This window comes from Nitrobacter sp. NHB1, from assembly GCF_036964665.1.
Taxonomy (GTDB): Bacteria; Pseudomonadota; Alphaproteobacteria; order Rhizobiales; family Xanthobacteraceae; genus Nitrobacter.
On sequence record NZ_JBAMDA010000001.1, the window covers coordinates 2,054,546 to 2,070,809 of the forward strand.

The 16,264-nt window shown below is 62.9% G+C and carries 16 protein-coding genes; 7 read left to right on the top strand and 9 right to left on the bottom strand.

Annotated features, from left to right (window positions below; genetic code table 11):
- The first annotated feature begins 109 nt into the window (after positions 1 to 109).
- From V4R08_RS09565 to V4R08_RS09590, 6 genes are all read left to right on the top strand, one after another.
- Complete coding sequence (locus tag V4R08_RS09565) at positions 110 to 670, top strand: F0F1 ATP synthase subunit delta (protein ID WP_335579142.1); 561 nt, start codon at positions 110 to 112, stop codon at positions 668 to 670.
- A complete protein-coding gene (atpA, locus tag V4R08_RS09570) occupies positions 670 to 2,202 on the top strand; it encodes a F0F1 ATP synthase subunit alpha (RefSeq protein WP_335579143.1) in 1,533 nt (510 codons plus the stop codon). The genes V4R08_RS09565 and atpA overlap by 1 nt, the downstream gene beginning before the upstream one ends.
- 149 nt (positions 2,203 to 2,351) lie before the next feature.
- Positions 2,352 to 3,230, top strand: coding sequence for a F0F1 ATP synthase subunit gamma (locus tag V4R08_RS09575; RefSeq protein ID WP_335579144.1), 879 nt, complete (start codon positions 2,352 to 2,354; stop codon positions 3,228 to 3,230).
- A 14-nt stretch (positions 3,231 to 3,244) separates the two neighbouring features.
- The gene (locus V4R08_RS09580) at positions 3,245 to 3,649 is read left to right on the top strand and encodes an organic hydroperoxide resistance protein (RefSeq protein WP_335579145.1); all 405 of its coding nucleotides are present in this window, start codon (positions 3,245 to 3,247) and stop codon (positions 3,647 to 3,649) included.
- 82 nt (positions 3,650 to 3,731) lie between these two features.
- Complete coding sequence (gene atpD / locus V4R08_RS09585; protein ID WP_335579146.1) at positions 3,732 to 5,162, top strand: F0F1 ATP synthase subunit beta; 1,431 nt, start codon at positions 3,732 to 3,734, stop codon at positions 5,160 to 5,162.
- Positions 5,163 to 5,259: 97 nt separating this feature from the next.
- Positions 5,260 to 5,667, top strand: a complete 408-nt coding sequence (locus V4R08_RS09590) for a F0F1 ATP synthase subunit epsilon (protein ID WP_335579147.1) — start codon at positions 5,260 to 5,262, stop codon at positions 5,665 to 5,667.
- Between the two features lie 286 nt (positions 5,668 to 5,953).
- Here V4R08_RS09590 and V4R08_RS09595 read toward each other — a convergent pair whose 3' ends face one another.
- From V4R08_RS09595 to V4R08_RS09630, 8 genes are all read right to left on the bottom strand, one after another.
- A complete protein-coding gene (locus V4R08_RS09595; protein WP_335579148.1) occupies positions 5,954 to 6,457 on the bottom strand; it encodes an RNA pyrophosphohydrolase in 504 nt (167 codons plus the stop codon).
- Positions 6,458 to 6,619: 162 nt separating this feature from the next.
- The gene (locus V4R08_RS09600; protein ID WP_335579149.1) at positions 6,620 to 7,825 is read right to left on the bottom strand and encodes a divergent polysaccharide deacetylase family protein; all 1,206 of its coding nucleotides are present in this window, start codon (positions 7,823 to 7,825) and stop codon (positions 6,620 to 6,622) included.
- 151 nt (positions 7,826 to 7,976) lie between these two features.
- Positions 7,977 to 9,332 (bottom strand): S41 family peptidase, encoded by a 1,356-nt coding sequence (locus V4R08_RS09605; protein WP_335579150.1) that lies wholly within the window; start codon positions 9,330 to 9,332, stop codon positions 7,977 to 7,979.
- Positions 9,329 to 10,582 carry a murein hydrolase activator EnvC family protein gene (locus V4R08_RS09610; RefSeq protein ID WP_335579151.1) on the bottom strand — a complete coding sequence of 418 codons (1,254 nt, stop codon included), beginning with the start codon at positions 10,580 to 10,582 and terminating at the stop codon, positions 9,329 to 9,331. Before V4R08_RS09610 ends, V4R08_RS09605 begins: the two co-directional genes overlap by 4 nt.
- A gap of 190 nt (positions 10,583 to 10,772) precedes the next feature.
- Positions 10,773 to 11,255, bottom strand: a complete 483-nt coding sequence (gene rlmH, locus V4R08_RS09615) for a 23S rRNA (pseudouridine(1915)-N(3))-methyltransferase RlmH (RefSeq protein WP_335579152.1) — start codon at positions 11,253 to 11,255, stop codon at positions 10,773 to 10,775.
- A 45-nt stretch (positions 11,256 to 11,300) separates the two neighbouring features.
- Positions 11,301 to 11,663 carry a ribosome silencing factor gene (gene rsfS / locus V4R08_RS09620; RefSeq protein WP_335579153.1) on the bottom strand — a complete coding sequence of 121 codons (363 nt, stop codon included), beginning with the start codon at positions 11,661 to 11,663 and terminating at the stop codon, positions 11,301 to 11,303.
- Positions 11,664 to 11,912: 249 nt separating this feature from the next.
- Complete coding sequence (locus V4R08_RS09625) at positions 11,913 to 12,503, bottom strand: nicotinate-nucleotide adenylyltransferase (protein WP_335580230.1); 591 nt, start codon at positions 12,501 to 12,503, stop codon at positions 11,913 to 11,915.
- 141 nt (positions 12,504 to 12,644) lie between these two features.
- Positions 12,645 to 13,937: a glutamate-5-semialdehyde dehydrogenase gene (locus V4R08_RS09630; protein WP_335579154.1), complete on the bottom strand. Its 1,293-nt coding sequence runs from the start codon at positions 13,935 to 13,937 to the stop codon at positions 12,645 to 12,647.
- Between the two features lie 501 nt (positions 13,938 to 14,438).
- Here V4R08_RS09630 and V4R08_RS09635 point away from each other — a divergent pair.
- Positions 14,439 to 14,852, top strand: coding sequence for a hypothetical protein (locus tag V4R08_RS09635; RefSeq protein WP_335579155.1), 414 nt, complete (start codon positions 14,439 to 14,441; stop codon positions 14,850 to 14,852).
- Between the two features lie 231 nt (positions 14,853 to 15,083).
- On the opposite strand, the gene proB is transcribed toward V4R08_RS09635, so the two are convergent.
- Positions 15,084 to 16,223: a glutamate 5-kinase gene (gene proB, locus V4R08_RS09640; protein WP_335579156.1), complete on the bottom strand. Its 1,140-nt coding sequence runs from the start codon at positions 16,221 to 16,223 to the stop codon at positions 15,084 to 15,086.
- Positions 16,224 to 16,264: the final 41 nt, after the last annotated feature.

The window sequence follows — 16,264 nt, forward strand, 5'->3', positions numbered from 1 at the left end:
GGTCGGAAATCGAAGTCCCTCTTGAATTCCAAGGGCTTGGGCCGCTTTTAGCGCCGCTTGTTGGCGACGGCTTTTCCCTTGCGAATTTGACAGCTTGAAGAGCGCTCTGGTGGCTGCTGTAGAATCCTCGGTTTCCGGTGTGTCCGGCCGTTATGCGACGGCCCTGTTCGAACTGGCCCGCGAAGACAAATCGATAGACGCCGTCAAGGCCGACCTCGACAGGCTCGATGCCATGCTGGCGGACAGCCCTGAACTGGTCCGCCTGGTGCGCAGCCCGGTTTTCAGCGCCGATACGCAGGCCAAGGCGCTCGGCGCCGTGCTCGACAAGGCCGGAATCGGCGGCACGACCGCGAAGTTCCTGAAAGTTTTGACTGCCAACCGCCGGCTGTTTGCGGTCACTGACGTGATCCGGGCGTTCCGCGCGCTGGTCGCGAAGTTCAAGGGCGAGGCCACGGCAGAGGTCACCGTCGCCGAAACGCTTAATAAGAAGAATCTGGACGCGCTGACGACCGCGCTGAAATCAGTGACGGGCAAGGACATCACGCTCAGCGTGAAGGTCGATCCGTCCATCATCGGCGGGCTTGTCGTCAAGCTCGGCAGCCGCATGGTGGACAGTTCGCTCCGCACCAAACTCAATTCGATCAAGCACGCGATGAAAGAGGCAGGCTGATGGACATCCGCGCCGCGGAAATTTCCGCGATCCTGAAGGACCAGATCAAAAATTTCGGCAAGGAGGCCGAAGTTTCCGAAGTCGGACAGGTGCTGTCCGTCGGCGACGGCATTGCCCGCGTCTATGGCCTCGACAACATCCAGGCTGGCGAGATGGTCGAGTTCGAAAACGGGACGCGCGGCATGGCGCTGAACCTCGAAACCGACAATGTCGGTATCGTGATTTTCGGCGCCGACCGCGAGATCAAGGAAGGCCAGACCGTCAAGCGCACCCGCGCCATCGTCGATGCGCCGGTCGGCAAGGGTCTGCTCGGCCGCGTCGTCGATGCGCTTGGCAATCCGATCGACGGCAAGGGTCCGATCCAGGCCACCGAGCGCAAGCGCGTCGACGTCAAGGCGCCCGGCATCATTCCGCGCAAGTCGGTGCACGAGCCGATGGCCACCGGTCTCAAGGCCATCGACGCCCTGATCCCGATCGGCCGCGGCCAGCGCGAGTTGATCATCGGCGACCGTCAGACCGGCAAGACCGCAATCGCGCTCGACACCATTCTCAATCAGAAGCCGCTGAACGTCGCGGGCGCCCCCGAGAGCCAGAAGCTCTATTGCGTCTACGTCGCGGTCGGCCAGAAGCGCTCGACCGTTGCCCAGTTCGTCAAGGTGCTCGAGGAGCAGGGCGCGCTGGAATATTCGATCGTGGTCGCGGCGACCGCCTCCGATCCGGCCCCGATGCAGTACCTCGCGCCGTTCACCGGCTGCACCATGGGCGAATACTTCCGTGACAACGGCATGCACGCCGTCATTATCTATGACGACCTCTCCAAGCAGGCCGTCGCCTATCGCCAGATGTCGCTGTTGCTGCGCCGTCCGCCGGGGCGCGAGGCCTATCCGGGCGACGTGTTCTACCTGCATTCGCGCCTTCTGGAGCGCGCCGCGAAGCTGAACGACAGCCAGGGCAACGGCTCGCTGACCGCGCTGCCTGTGATCGAGACCCAGGCCAACGACGTGTCGGCCTACATCCCGACCAACGTGATTTCGATCACCGACGGCCAGATCTTCCTCGAAACCGACCTGTTTTTCCAGGGCATCCGCCCGGCGGTGAACGTCGGTCTGTCGGTGTCGCGCGTCGGCTCGTCGGCGCAGACCAAGGCGATGAAGAAAGTCGCCGGCAAGATCAAGGGCGAACTGGCGCAATACCGCGAAATGGCGGCGTTCGCGCAGTTCGGCTCCGATCTCGATGCCTCGACCCAGCGTCTGCTCAACCGCGGCTCCCGCCTGACCGAGCTTCTGAAGCAGCCGCAATTCTCGCCGCTGAAGATGGAGGAGCAGGTGGTGGTGATCTGGGCCGGCACCAACGGCTATCTCGATAAGCTCCCCCTCAACAAGGTGCGCGCGTTCGAGGACGGGCTTTTGTCGTTGCTGCACGGCAAGCACGCCGACGTCCTCAGCACCATCCGCGAAAGCCGTGATCTGAGCGACGATACCGCCGCCAAGCTCAAGGCTGCCGTCGAGGGCTACGCCAAGACCTTCGCTTGATCGTTCTTCACCTCTCCCGCTCGCGGGAGAGGTCGACCGGCGCAGCCGGTCGGGTGGGGGATTTTGCGATAGACTTCGGCCCCCTCCCTAATCCTCGCCCGCATGCGGGAGAGGGAAAAGGCCGAGCAAGAGGATAGACAGAGTTACCGATGGCCAGCCTTAAAGACATGCGCGTCCGCATCGCCTCGACCAAGGCGACGCAGAAGATCACCAAGGCCATGCAGATGGTGGCGGCGTCCAAGCTCCGCCGCGCGCAGAACGCCGCGGAAGCAGCGCGGCCCTACGCCCAGAAGATGGACGCGGTGATTTCCAACATCGCCAGCGCCGCAGCGGGCTCACCCAATGCGTCGCCGCTTCTGGTCGGCACCGGGAAGGATCAGGTTCACCTGCTGCTGGTCTGCACCGGCGAGCGCGGCCTGTCGGGAGCATTCAACTCGGCCATCGTCCGCCTCGCCCGTGACAGGGCGCTCGCCCTGATGAACCAGGGCAAGGAGGTCAGGTTCTTCTGCGTCGGGCGCAAGGGCTTCGAGCAGCTTCGCCGTATCTTCGAGAAACAGATCGTCGAGACCGTCGAACTGCGTTCGGTGCGCCAGCTTGGCTTCGTCAATGCCGAGGCGATTGCGAAGAAGGTGCTGGCACGGTTCGAGGCCGGCGAGTTCGACGTCTGCACCCTGTTCTATTCGCGCTTCCAGTCGGTCATTGCCCAGGTTCCGACCGCCCAGCAGATCATTCCGCTGGCAATTGAAGCCTCGGCCGGGACTGGCGATTCTGCGCCGTCCTACGAATACGAACCGGAAGAGGATGAAATTCTCAACCGGCTGCTTCCGCGCAATCTCGCGGTGCAGGTTTTCCGCGCGCTTCTGGAAAACAACGCGTCGTTCTACGGCGCGCAGATGAGCGCGATGGACAACGCGACGCGGAACGCGGGCGACATGATCCGCAAGCAGACGTTGGTTTACAACCGGACCCGTCAGGCGATGATCACGAAGGAGCTGATCGAAATCATCTCCGGCGCCGAGGCCATCTAGCAGCAGGAGCGTTCATGGCTTACGTCACGAAGGCGACAACGAGCGGCGGCCGCAACGGCCGCGCCGTCCTCGACGGCGGTGCGCTGGCACTGGCGATGGCGCTGCCGAAAGATCTCGGCGGTGCCGGCGACGGCCACAACCCGGAACAGTTGTTCGCGCTTGGCTGGTCCTCCTGCTTTGGACAGGCCATTCTCGTTCTGGCGAAGAAGCATGGCCTCGACGGGCAGGCCGCCAAGGTGACCTGCGAAGTCACGCTTAATGTCAATGACGGCGCATTCTCGCTCGCTGCCGAATTGAAGGTTGCGCTGCCCGGTGCCGACAGGGCCAAGCTGCAAGCGCTGATCGAAGACGCTCACACCATCTGTCCTTATTCCAAGGCGACCAAGGGCAACGTGCCCGTCAAATTGACCGCCGTCTAAAGCGCTTGATCCCGGAAAGTGGAAACCAGTTCCCGGATTAGATCACGCGCCAACTAAAACGAGTTCTCAGGAGATATTTCTAATGGCATCCCCCGCCAATCAGACCGGACGCATCACGCAAGTCATCGGCGCCGTCGTCGACGTGCAGTTCGAAGGCCACCTGCCGGCCATTCTCAACGCCATCGAAACCAAGAACGGCAATAACCGCCTGGTTCTCGAGGTTGCCCAGCATCTCGGCGAATCCACTGTGCGCACCATAGCCATGGACACCACCGAGGGTCTGGTCCGTGGTCAGGAAGTCACCGACACCGGCAACCCGATCATGGTGCCGGTCGGCGTTGGCACGCTGGGCCGCATCATCAATGTCATCGGTGAGCCGGTCGACGAACAGGGTCCGGTCAAGTCAGACGGCCTGCGCGCGATCCATCAGGAAGCGCCGAGCTACACCGACCAGTCGACCGAAGCCGAAATTCTCGTCACCGGCATCAAGGTCGTCGATCTGCTGGCGCCTTACGCCAAGGGCGGCAAGATCGGCCTGTTCGGCGGCGCCGGTGTCGGCAAGACCGTGCTGATTCAGGAACTGATAAACAACGTCGCCAAGGCGCACGGCGGCTACTCGGTGTTCGCCGGCGTCGGCGAGCGGACCCGTGAGGGCAACGACCTCTATCACGAGTTCATCGAATCCGGCGTCAACAAGAAGGGCGGCGGCGAAGGCTCCAAGTGTGCGCTGGTCTATGGCCAGATGAACGAGCCTCCGGGCGCTCGCGCCCGCGTTGCGCTGTCCGGTCTGACCGTCGCCGAGCACTTCCGCGATCAGGGCCAGGACGTGCTGTTCTTCGTCGACAACATCTTCCGTTTCACGCAGGCTGGCTCGGAAGTGTCGGCGCTGCTCGGACGTATTCCGTCAGCCGTGGGTTATCAGCCGACGCTCGCGACCGACATGGGCGCGCTGCAGGAGCGCATCACCACCACCACCAAGGGCTCGATCACCTCAATTCAGGCGATCTACGTGCCAGCCGACGACCTGACCGACCCGGCGCCGGCAACCTCGTTCGCCCACCTGGACGCGACCACGACGCTGAACCGTGCGATCTCCGAAAAGGGCATCTATCCCGCGGTGGATCCGCTCGACTCGACCTCCCGCATGCTGTCGCCGCTGATCGTCGGCGAGGAACACTATCAGACCGCGCGCATGGTTCAGCAGGTGCTGCAGCGCTACAAGTCCCTGCAGGACATCATCGCCATTCTCGGCATGGACGAACTGTCCGAAGAGGACAAGGTGGCCGTGGCCCGCGCCCGCAAGATCGAGCGCTTCCTGTCGCAACCGTTCTTCGTCGCCGAAGTGTTCACCGGCTCGCCCGGCAAATTCGTCGACCTCGCCGACACCATCAAGGGCTTCCGCGACCTTTGCCAAGGCAAATACGACCATCTGCCGGAAGCAGCGTTCTACATGGTCGGCACCATCGAGGAAGCCGTCGAGAAGGGCAAGAAGCTCGCGACCGAAGCGGCGTAAGCTGGGCGAATAGCAAACAGGGAGTAGCGAATAGGAACCGGTGAAGAATGAAGCGCGATCTATTCGCTATTCGCTATTCGCTATTCGCTAATTGATCATGGCCACCTTCCACTTCGATCTTGTCTCCCCTGAAAAGCTCGCCTTCTCCGGCGAGGTCGATCAGGTCGACATTCCCGGCGTCGAGGGCGACTTCGGCGTTCTTGCCGGCCACGCACCCGTCGTCGCGGCGATCCGTCCCGGAATCCTGACCGTCACCGCTGGCGGCAGGCAACAGAAGATCATCGTGCTCGGCGGTCTGGCCGAAGTCTCAGAAAAGGGCCTGACAGTGCTCGCCGACGTCGCGACCTCCATCGAGGAGATTGATCGCGCCCAGTTCGCTGACAGGATCGCGAGCATGGAGGCCAAGCTGGCGGAAAAGGAAGGCTCCGAACTCGACAAGGCCATCGAGCGGCTGGATCACTTCAAGAGCATTCAGAGCCAGCTCAATACGACGGCGCTGCACTGAGCCTCATAGCTGAGCATCGTTTTCGGATGCGCCGCACTGCCGTCATTGCCTGGCTTGACCCGGCAATCCATCAATCTTCGAAAGAAGCTGGATGCGCGGGTCATAGGCGAGCAGACGCAACGCCGTTCCTCGAACGGCTATGCGCCCGCATGACGCCGGAACACAGATCGATTCCATGCCATCAAGAAGAGCTTTTCGCTTCTGATGGAATCAGAAGCGTGGCTCTATGATTTTGATTTGACGCGTTTTCTTCGCGCGACCGGTACCCACTTCGCTCGGGAACGCTCTAACCGCTCGAGAGGCTCGCGAATTCCTCGACAACACGCTCATAGACCGGGCGCTTGAAAGGCACGATTAACCGGGGCAGGTTCTGCATCGGCTCCCAGCGCCAAGTGATGAATTCCGGCTTGTGGCCATCGCCCGGATTGGCGACATCGATCTCGTTGTCCTTGCCGGTGAAGCGCATCGCATACCACTTCTGGCGCTGTCCGCGATAGCGGCCCTTCCAGGCCCGTCCGGCCACCGTGCGCGGAATATCATAGATCAGCCAGTCGGATACCTCGGCGAGCTTCTCGACCGAGCGAACGCTGGTTTCCTCATAGAGTTCGCGTTTCGCCGCGAGCCATGTGTCCTCGCCGGGGTCGACGCCACCTTGCGGCATCTGCCAGACATGCTCGTCGTCGACGTGCTCAATGCCGCCGGCCCGGCGACCGATGAAGACAAGTCCCCCCTCGTTGATCAGCATCATGCCGACGCAAGTGCGGTAGGGTAGATCGTCGTAGCGTGCCATTTCCGTCAATGCCTTTCGCGCCTCCCCGCTTTTGAAAAACGACGGGACGCGGATTCGGATATCAGAGCAGGATCCCGAAAAGTGGAAACCGGGTTTCGGGTAAGATTATGCTCAATCAAAAGGATAAGGCTAGACTCCGATTCAACGCAGTTGGATCGGAGTCTAGCCCGATTTTGATTTCAGCATCGCGGTCGTCAACGGCACAAGCATCACGCCACGGCTTTCGAGACCCTTGGTCCAGGCGTCGATTCGGGCGATGGAAACCGGAAGCGCCGAAGCCATGCCAATGGCAGCCCCCCGCTCCTTCGCCAGGTCTTCAAGTCTTGCGAGCGCCTTGTCGATTTCCACCGAGGTCGGGACGGCATCAATGGTCAGGTCGGCCTTGGCGAACGGCATCGCCTGCCCCTCCGCGAGCTGACCCGCGACGCTCCTCGGAGTGGAGCCGTCGTCAAGATAGCCAAGGCCGCGCTTGGCTGCTTCGCGAATGATCGGCTGCATGACCGCAGCGGCGGCGACAAATCGGGCTCCCATGAAATTGGCGAGACCGACATAGCCCTGAAAGCGGCTGAGGTGCCAATGCAGGCGATCGATATTCTGTTCAGTACCGAGCGTCGTCAGCAGGGTCTGCGGTCCGGGGTCGTTGTCGGGATAGTCATAGGGCTCCATGGGGACCTGCAACAGAATCTCGTGGCGTTGCGCGCGCGCCTGCTCCACCAGCTCGCCCGGATCGGACCCGTAAGGCGTGAACGCCAGCGTCACGGCCGGCGGCAGTTTCATGATGGCATCGGTGGTTTTGGCCGCGCCGACGCCGAGACCGCCGACCACGATCGCGACCACCGGCATCGTCGCCGCCTTCGCGCGATCCGCATCGGTGCCCGTCGCGTAAGCCTTGAAGGGCTTCAACCCGTCGGCGGCAACCGGGATCATTCCGTAACGCGACTTCTCCAACAGACGCGGATCGATTCCGGCCATCGTCACCGGCGCGGCGCCGCCGCCAGCCGTGCCGGAATCCGCGCCCGCGACAACGACATCCTGGCGCGTTCCGCTGGAGCCGTCGATGATGGTGATGGTTTTCCGACCGGCCTCGGGCTGTGCGGCGACGGCGGTGGCGCTGGCCGGCTTTTGTGACGCTGGTGGGGTCGTCGCGGACTTGTCCTCGGGGGCCACGGTTTGCCGGATCGCAACCCGCGCCGTGGGCTCGCCGCCCAGAGGATCGTGGTTGAAAAGAGCAAAGCCCACGAAGACGACAAGAATGAATCCGAGCAAAACCGCCGTTGCCTGTGGCAACGTGAAAGGGAGCCGGAAACGGCGCTTGGGCGCGGAGTTCTGTCCAAGTGGCGCGCTGAGATCGTCCGTCGTGTCGGCCATCGAGCTCCCCGAATCATCCGATTCGACGATACCATGGACGCTCGCAAAGGCGGCAGGCCGCGATCACGCGTAGTCGCCGGCCAATCGACCTTGGCGGAAAAAGGAAAACGGGCGTCCAAAGGACGCCCGAATCCGAAAAATCCAACTTATTTCAGTTCGTTGCCTTTTTCGCGGGCTTCTCGATCGCCGCCTTGTCGCCGGGAGCCGGCGACGAGGCGTTGACCTTGATGCCGTGCAGAAGGTCATCGGCCATCTTGAGCGCCTTGTCGTTCTTGGCGTCCGGCGGAACGTAGGATTGCGAGCCGGTCTTTTCGTCGTTGCCGTTCCGCAGATGGCCGCGCAGCGATGCCTCGCCCTTGGTGTCGGTCCGCGACTTCAGTTCATCGGGCACATCCTGAAGCACCTCGACATCCGGAACGATACCCTTGGCCTGAATCGAGCGGCCCGACGGCGTGTAATAGCGCGCCGTCGTCAGGCGGAGCGCGCCGTTGCCCGACCCGAGCGGAATGATGGTCTGCACGGAACCCTTGCCGAATGAACGGGTGCCGATCAGTGTCGCCCGCTTGTGGTCCTGCAACGCACCGGCGACGATTTCGGAAGCCGATGCCGACCCGCCGTTGATCAGAACGATCACCGGCTTGCCCTTGGTGAGGTCGCCGGGATGCGCGCTGCGACGCTGGGTTTCCTCGGCGTTGCGGCCGCGCGTCGACACAATCTCACCGCGATCGAGGAAGCTGTCGGAAACGGTCACCGCTTCTTCGAGCAATCCGCCGGGGTTGTTGCGCAGATCGATGATGTAGCCCTTGAGCTTGTCCCCGATCTGGCCTTGCAGGTCGGAAATCGACTTCTTGAGGCCTTCGGTGGTCTGCTCGTTGAAGGTGGTGATGCGGATATAGGCGATGTCGTCGGCCTCGACGTGCGAGCGCACCGAGCGGACGCGGATGTTGTCGCGCACCAGCGTCACATCGATCGGATTGTCCTGGCCCTTGCGGACGATCTTCAGCTTGATCTTGGTGCCGATCGGACCGCGCATTTTGTCGACGGCCTGGTTGAGGGTGAGTCCCTGCACCGCCTCGTCGTCAAGATTGGTGATAATGTCGTTGGCCAGGATGCCCGCCTTGGATGCCGGCGTGTCGTCGATCGGCGAAACCACCTTGACCAGGCCGTCCTCCATCGTGACCTCGATGCCGAGGCCGCCGAACTCGCCGCGCGTCTGCACCTGCATGTCGCGGAAGCTCTTGGCGTCCATGTAGCTCGAATGCGGATCGAGACCCGACAGCATGCCGCTGATGGCCGATTCGATCAGCTTGCTGTCGTCGGGCTTCTCGACATAGTCGCTACGGACCCGCTCGAACACATCGCCGAACAGGTTGAGCTGGCGATAGGTATCCGAAGTCGCGGCTCGCGCGCTCGATCCCATCAGCACCGACCGCGGCTGGGTCACGAACAGCGTCAGCGCCGCACCCGCGGCGACGCTGAGAAGAATAAGGGAAACCTTGCGCATCATCCGCGAACCTTTTGGCCTTTATTTGCGGCCCACCACGGGCCAGGATCAATGGGAGTGCCGTCCTTACGGAACTCGATGTAGAGAACAGGCTGACTCACGTTTGCCGCGAGAATCGAGGCGACACGGGAAGTCGATCCCATCGTCGCTACCGGTTCTCCGGTCAACACGAACTGGCCGATGTTAACCGAAATACGCTCCATTCCGGCGATCAGCACATGATACCCGCCCCCGGCATTGAGGATCAAGAGTTGTCCATAGCTGCGGAACGGTCCGGCATAGACCACCCAGCCATCACACGGTGTTGTGACCTGCGCACCCGGACGGGCTGCCAACGAAATGCCTTTTTCCACACCGCCGACGCCGTCGGAACCGCCAAAGTCACGTATCTTCGTGCCGTTAACCGGAAACGCCAACAAGCCCTTGGCGGACGCAAAGGCGATGGCCGGACTGAGCCGGCCGGGATTCTTGAGCGCGGCCAGATTCGGCTTGCCGTTGAGCGGAGCGGGAGCGCCTTGCCGGCTGGCTGTCGCCGCCGCCTTGGCCGCGCTCTTCAGATCCTGCTCCATCTTGGCGATCAGGCCTTGCAGGCTGTCGACCTGGTGCGACAGTTCAATCGCGCGCGCGCTCTCCGCGGCCATGTCCTTTTCGATGCTGCTTTGCTGCCGTTGCCGTTCATCCACCAGCGTCGCCAGACGGGTTTGGTCGTCCTTGAGCCTGTCGCGATCGACCGCCATCAGATCACGTTCGGCGGCGATTGATTTGCGCAGGCCGACGAGTTCCTCGAGATCAGCCACAAGCTTTTTCGCGCGCGCGCGAATCTCCGGCACCACGGAGCCGAGCAGTATCGCGGTACGCAGCGACTGCAACGCATCCTCCGGCCGCACCAGCAAAGCGGGCGGTGTGCGACGGCCGACGCGCTGCAGGGCGGCAAGCACTTCCACGATTTCCGAGCGCCGCGAATCGAGCGAGCCGCGGATTTCCTTTTCGCGCGCGTCGAGCGGCAGCAGACGCGCTTCCGCCTCAGCAATCTTGGTCTCGATGGCGCGGACCCCGGCGGCAGCATCGATTAACTGTTGATTGAGCTTGGCGCGGTTCTGACCAATCGCCGCGATATCGACCTTCAGTCGCTCCTGCAGTTTGGCCGCGCTCTTTTGCTGCGACCGCACCGCCTCCAGTTCCTGCTCGCGCTGCTTGATGTCGTCCGCCGACGGAGCGGCAGCCGGCGCAGGCGTCCCGGCCACCTGCGCCATCGCGGACGAAGAAACCGCGGATGAAAAGCCTGCGAGCAGGCAAGCCGAGATGACAAGCATGGTAGCCGACGGCGGTTGTCCGCCGCGCGCTTCCAAACGAAGGCCCTGGATCGGCCGCATGTCAGGTGATAGGCGCCGGCTTGTTCGTACCATGTTAACCCGATCGCGTCAGCGCATCCGGCAGGGCGCGCTAACCGCGGTGATAAGGATGGCCGGCCAGGATGGTCGCGGCCCGGTAGATCTGTTCCAGCAGCATCACACGCACGATCTGGTGCGGCCAGGTGGCCGCGCCGAACGCGACGCTCAATCTAGCCTTGCGCCGCAATTCGGGCGAAAGTCCGTCCGCGCCGCCGACGACGAAAACAGTGCTGGCCACCGACTCATCCCGCCAGCGGCCGAGATGATCCGCGAATGCGGCGCTGTCGATGTTTTTGCCCTTTTCGTCCAGCGCCACCAGGGCCGCTCCCTCGGGGACCAAAGCGAAAATTGCCGCGGCCTCTTCGCGAATCCGTTGTCCGGCATCGCGGGCGCGGCTTTCCGGGATTTCATGGACGTCGAGGCCACGGAAGCCGAGCTTGCGGCCGATATCATCAAGGCGTCCGCGATAGCGATCGGCAAGTTCCCGCTCCGGACCCTGCTTGAGACGCCCAATGGCAATGACGACGAGTCGCATCCGCGCAAGCTAGCACGCGCTCCATCAGTTGGCAGGCGCGACGGTTCAGACCGTCTTCGCCGTCGCCGTGTTTTGCATCCACAATCTCTCGAGATTGTAGAATTCGCGAACCTCAGGCCTGAACACGTGCACGATCACATCGCCGGAATCGATCAGCACCCAGTCGCAATTGGGCAGACCTTCGATATGGACGGTCTTGGCTCCGGTTTCCTTGAGGCCCTTGGCGACGCTTTCGGCGACCGCACCAACGTGCCGGTTGGACCGGCCGGTGGCGATGACCATGTAGTCCGAAAACGCCGATCTGCCGCGAAGGTCGATGGTGACTGCATCTTCCGCCTTCATATCCTCGAGGCGGGAAAGGATCAGCTTGAGGGTCTCTTCGACGTCGGGTCGCGCCTTCGCAACCACAGTGTCTGCCGAAGTAGTGTCTGCCGAAGCAGCGTCTGCCGAAGTCTTGGGTGCTCTCGACCTGGCGGTCTTCGATGTCGTTCGCTTCGGCGCCGACGAGGGTGCAGAGGACGAGGCAGACCTGGACAATACAGGTGCGGTCAGGGACCATTTCCTTTCGCTGTATCGCGAACGCCGAATCCTTGGCGCCGGATGGTTATATTAGGCATGTAGCGTCGATGGTTTCAATATTCCAGTGATGCGGCGGCTTCATGTTTTCAGGCTCCCGCCTTTCCATGTTCCATCCCGGTTCCGCAGCCCGGTCGAGGACAGCCTCGATTTCATCCCGGTGAGAAAGACCCAGGCCGGCGGACGATGCGTGGCCAGCCGGTCGGCCCCGGCTTCAGGCAGACGCCACCGCGCAAGTGTCTGCGCGGCAGGCGCCGCGAGGGCACGGAAACTGTGCGGCGGGCGATCCATTACCGCGATCGGCACCTCGGCGGCGATCCGCCGCCAGTTTTCCCAGCGATGGAACTGCTCCAGATTGTCAGCGCCCATGATCCAGACAAAGCGCACGTTGGAGCACCTGCGTCGCAGATAGGTAATGGTATCGATGGTGTAGCGCGTACCGATGACAGCCTCGAGACAACTGACGTCGATCCGCGGATCGCTGGCCATCGCCCGCGCCGCAGCGGCGCGTTCGCCGAGGTCATGCAGTGCGCGCGCATCCTTGAGCGGGTTGGCGGGTGATACCAGCCACCAGACCCGGTCGAGTTGCAGCCGCTTCAGGGCATACAGGCTGATGGCGCGATGCGCGGCATGGGGCGGATTGAACGAGCCGCCGAGCAGACCGATGCGCATACCGTCGAAATGAAGCGGGATGACACCGGACGAAGCGACTGAACGCGGCCCCAAGTCAGTCTCCGCGCAGCGCTGTGCATGATCCGCTGAAGTGTGTGCGGTTCGACGATACGATCATCGCGCGCTTGACTGAGGTTACGCTCACGGCCGGGTCTGCCCGGTACCGTGTACACGATATTTGAAACTGGTCAGTTGCTCGGCGCCGACCGGTCCGCGCGCGTGGAATTTGCCGGTCGCGATGCCGATTTCCGCGCCGAAGCCGAATTCGCCGCCGTCGGCGAATTGGGTCGAGGCGTTGTGCAGCACGATCGCAGAATCCACCTCGTCGAGAAACCGCGCGGCGGTCTTCGGATCGTCGGTCACGATCGCATCGGTGTGGTGCGAGCCGTGACGCTGGATATGGTCGATCGCATCACTGATGCCATCGACCACGCGCGCGGCAATGATCGCGTCCTCGTATTCGGTGTCCCAGTCGTCATCGGTCGCGGGCTTGACGCGCGCATCGACCCCTTGCACGGCGGCATCGCCACGCACTTCGCAGCCCGCACCGATCAGCATTTCGACCAGCGGTTTCAGGGCATTCGGCGCGCCGGCGCGATCGATCAGCAGCGTCTCCGCCGCGCCGCAGACGCCGGGACGGCGCATCTTGGCGTTGAGCACGATCGACTTCGCCATGGCGAGATCGGCGGCGCCATCGACATAGACGTGGTTGACGCCTTCCAGATGCGCGAATACCGGTACGCGCGCCTCGGCCTCGACGCGCGCCACAAGGCTCTTGCCGCCGCGCGGCACGATCACGTCGATGCCGCCGTTCAACCCGCTCAGCAGCAACCCGACCGCGGCGCGGTCGCGCGTCGGCACCAGCGTGATCGCAGCCTCCGGCAATCCCGCCTCGCGCAATCCCTGCACCAGACACGCATGGATCGCGCGGCACGACCGGAAACTGTCCGAACCGCCGCGCAGGATCACGGCGTTGCCGGACTTCAGGCATAACACGCCGGCATCGGCACAGACGTTGGGGCGGCTCTCGAAGATCACGGCGACCACGCCGAGCGGCACGCGCACGCGCTCGATGATCATGCCGTTGGGACGCTGCCAGCGCTCGGTGACCTTGCCCACGGGATCGTCGATCCCGCGCACCACTTTCACGCCATCGGCCATCGCATCGATGCGCGCTTGCGTGAGCGTGAGACGATCGACGAAAGCGGAGGTGGCGCCGCCGGCGCGCGCCTCGGTGACATCCTCGGCATTGGCATTGAGAATCGCAGCCGCATCGGCGCGGATTGCGCCCGCCATTGCATCGAGCGCCTGATTTTTCTGCGCCGTCGACGCGAGACCGAGCACGCGCGCGGCGGCGCGCGCCTGCGTTGCAAGGTCGTTCATCAGGACCGGAAGATCGGCCGAGGCGCAGGTCGCCTTCAGGGGGGCTGTCATGTCAGGGTGCAGTCCGGCGGTTCCGTTCTCACTTAAGGTCATGTCCTAGCACAGAAATCTGTGTCCGGCGAGGCGCGCGCGCCTCTTTCGAAAGCATCCCTTCTTCCGAAAAGAGCATGGTTTTCGGGACACGCAGGCAAGGCGGAGCGGCGCCGTTCTTCGAACGGTTTGGTCCACGCATGACGCGTCGCATCGCGCCTGTGAAAACATCGAAAGCATGAGGTGATCCGAGGCGCGATTCGATGCCCGCATTCTGGGAAGTTCTTCCGGCAGCAAGGCGGAAACCCAGGGCGGGAAACAGAACCGCACCAAGGATCAGCTTTGCAACATCAACACAATTCTCCGTGACCCTGAAACCCGCTGCGATCGAAGTGGTTTTCCTTCTGTACGGCTGGTTGGCTCAATGCGGTCGGCACCAGCCCCCAATGCCGCGGTGTGGCGTCTCGCCATTCGAACCGGCACTCACCCGCATTGCGCACCTTCTCAAGAAAGGCAACTTCCATGTCTAGAGAACTTGTCGATCATAATCATCCGGCGAACGAGACCTACACTCAGCTTCACTCCAGCATCCCAAAGATTGCCGCCGGCCTTGTTATCTGGTTCGTGCTGATGGCATGGATCTTTTTTGACGGGCAGAGCTCGAGCCTCATCGCACTTCCGCTGGCCTTCATCACCGTGCTGTTTCTGGTAGTCGGCCTGTGTTTCAGCGGATCGTTTCTGGTGTCGTACAGACATCAGCCGGAATCCGGCAAGCATCCGAACGAGGTCCCGTTCCGGGATTGGAGCACGGGCAAGTTTGCGGTTTGGGGCAGCCAGCAGAGCGCCGCGCAGGCGGCGACCGAGATATTGCTGCCGATAGCGGCTGCCGCCTCTCTCATGACGGTGATGGGAATTATCTACGCGATCCTGAGCTAATGCGTTTTCCGGCTCGCTCCAGTCATTGTTGGGTTTGCGATCATAATACGCGCAAGTTGTTGATTGAGTGTATTTTTTTCACGTAAACCGCATTCCACCTAGCCAGAACCAACACGCGTCATAGCCCGGCATAAAGCCGGGCTTGGCGATTCAATCACCTGATCCGCTCTAGACTGTTGAGTGGTCGCATTTCCTTACGGTGAACCGGCTTCCACTTCACCGGGAAATGCTCTAGCTGGCATCGCCGCGCGGCCCGCCGACCACGAGATCGTCGCGATGGATCATTTCGGCCCGGCCGCTGATGCCGAGAATCTGCGCCGCATCGGAGGACGAGCGTCCCTTGATCTTCTCCGCGTCCTCGGCGTCGTAGGCGACGAGGCCGCGGCCGATCTCATGCGTATTGGGACCGCGCACGATGACGGCATCGCCCCGCGCGAATTGCCCGTCGACCCGGATCACGCCGGCCGGCAGCAGGCTTTTTCCCGCGCGCAGCGCGGCGACCGCGCCGGCATCGATGGTCAGCGTGCCTTTCGGCTCCAGCGAACCGGCGATCCAGCGTTTGCGCGCCGTGACCGGATTTGCCGGCGTCAGAAACCAGGTGCAGCGGCCGCCGTCCATGACGGCCTGCAGCGGATGATCGATCTTGCCGGAGGCGATCAGCATGTGCGTGCCGGCGGTCGTTGCGATCTTCGCCGCCTCGATCTTGGTCTGCATCCCGCCGCGCGCCAGTTCGGACGCGGCGCTGCCCGCCATCGCCTCGATGTCGGCGGTGACCCGCTTCACGACCGGAACCAGTTTCGCATCCGGATCGAGATGGGGCGGCGCGTCGTAGAGCCCGTCGATATCCGACAACAGAATCAGCAAATCGGCGCTCGCCATGGTGGCGACGCGCGCGGCGAGACGGTCATTGTCGCCGTAGCGGATTTCGTTGGTGGCCACCGTGTCGTTCTCGTTGATGACGGGGACCGCGCGCCAGTCGAGCAGTTTTGCGATGGTCGAGCGCGCATTGAGATAGCGGCGGCGCTCCTCGGTGTCCTGCAAGGTCACCAGAACCTGCCCCGCGCCGATGCCGTGATCGGCCAGCACCTTCGACCAGATCCGCGCCAGCGCGATCTGTCCGACGGCGGCGGCGGCCTGACTCTCCTCCAACTTCAGCGGGCCGCGCGGCAGTTTGAGTTTGCTGCGACCGAGCGCGATCGAGCCGGACGAGACGATCATCACGTCGCGCCCCTCGCCATGAAGCCCGGCGATATCATCGGCCAGCGCCGACAGCCACGCCGCGCGTACCTCGCCGGCATCGGAATCGATCAGCAGCGACGAGCCGACCTTGACGACGATGCGGCGGAATTTCTTGAGTTGCGGACGGATCATGGCGGTCGGCGGTCAATCGAAACGAAATCGCCGCTTTCATC

Coding starts and splice junctions, on each gene's coding strand:
- V4R08_RS09580 (WP_335579145.1), top strand. CDS start 3,245: ATGGCTTACGTCACGAAGGCGACAACGAGCGGCGGCCGCAACGGCCGC.
- V4R08_RS09590 (WP_335579147.1), top strand. CDS start 5,260: ATGGCCACCTTCCACTTCGATCTTGTCTCCCCTGAAAAGCTCGCCTTC.
- V4R08_RS09575 (WP_335579144.1), top strand. CDS start 2,352: ATGGCCAGCCTTAAAGACATGCGCGTCCGCATCGCCTCGACCAAGGCG.
- V4R08_RS09605 (WP_335579150.1), bottom strand. CDS start 9,332: ATGATGCGCAAGGTTTCCCTTATTCTTCTCAGCGTCGCCGCGGGTGCG.
- V4R08_RS09600 (WP_335579149.1), bottom strand. CDS start 7,825: ATGGCCGACACGACGGACGATCTCAGCGCGCCACTTGGACAGAACTCC.
- rlmH (WP_335579152.1), bottom strand. CDS start 11,255: ATGCGACTCGTCGTCATTGCCATTGGGCGTCTCAAGCAGGGTCCGGAG.
- V4R08_RS09630 (WP_335579154.1), bottom strand. CDS start 13,937: ATGACAGCCCCCCTGAAGGCGACCTGCGCCTCGGCCGATCTTCCGGTC.
- atpD (WP_335579146.1), top strand. CDS start 3,732: ATGGCATCCCCCGCCAATCAGACCGGACGCATCACGCAAGTCATCGGC.
- V4R08_RS09595 (WP_335579148.1), bottom strand. CDS start 6,457: ATGGCACGCTACGACGATCTACCCTACCGCACTTGCGTCGGCATGATG.
- V4R08_RS09635 (WP_335579155.1), top strand. CDS start 14,439: ATGTCTAGAGAACTTGTCGATCATAATCATCCGGCGAACGAGACCTAC.
- V4R08_RS09610 (WP_335579151.1), bottom strand. CDS start 10,582: ATGGCGCAGGTGGCCGGGACGCCTGCGCCGGCTGCCGCTCCGTCGGCG.
- proB (WP_335579156.1), bottom strand. CDS start 16,223: ATGATCCGTCCGCAACTCAAGAAATTCCGCCGCATCGTCGTCAAGGTC.
- atpA (WP_335579143.1), top strand. CDS start 670: ATGGACATCCGCGCCGCGGAAATTTCCGCGATCCTGAAGGACCAGATC.
- V4R08_RS09625 (WP_335580230.1), bottom strand. CDS start 12,503: ATGCGCATCGGTCTGCTCGGCGGCTCGTTCAATCCGCCCCATGCCGCG.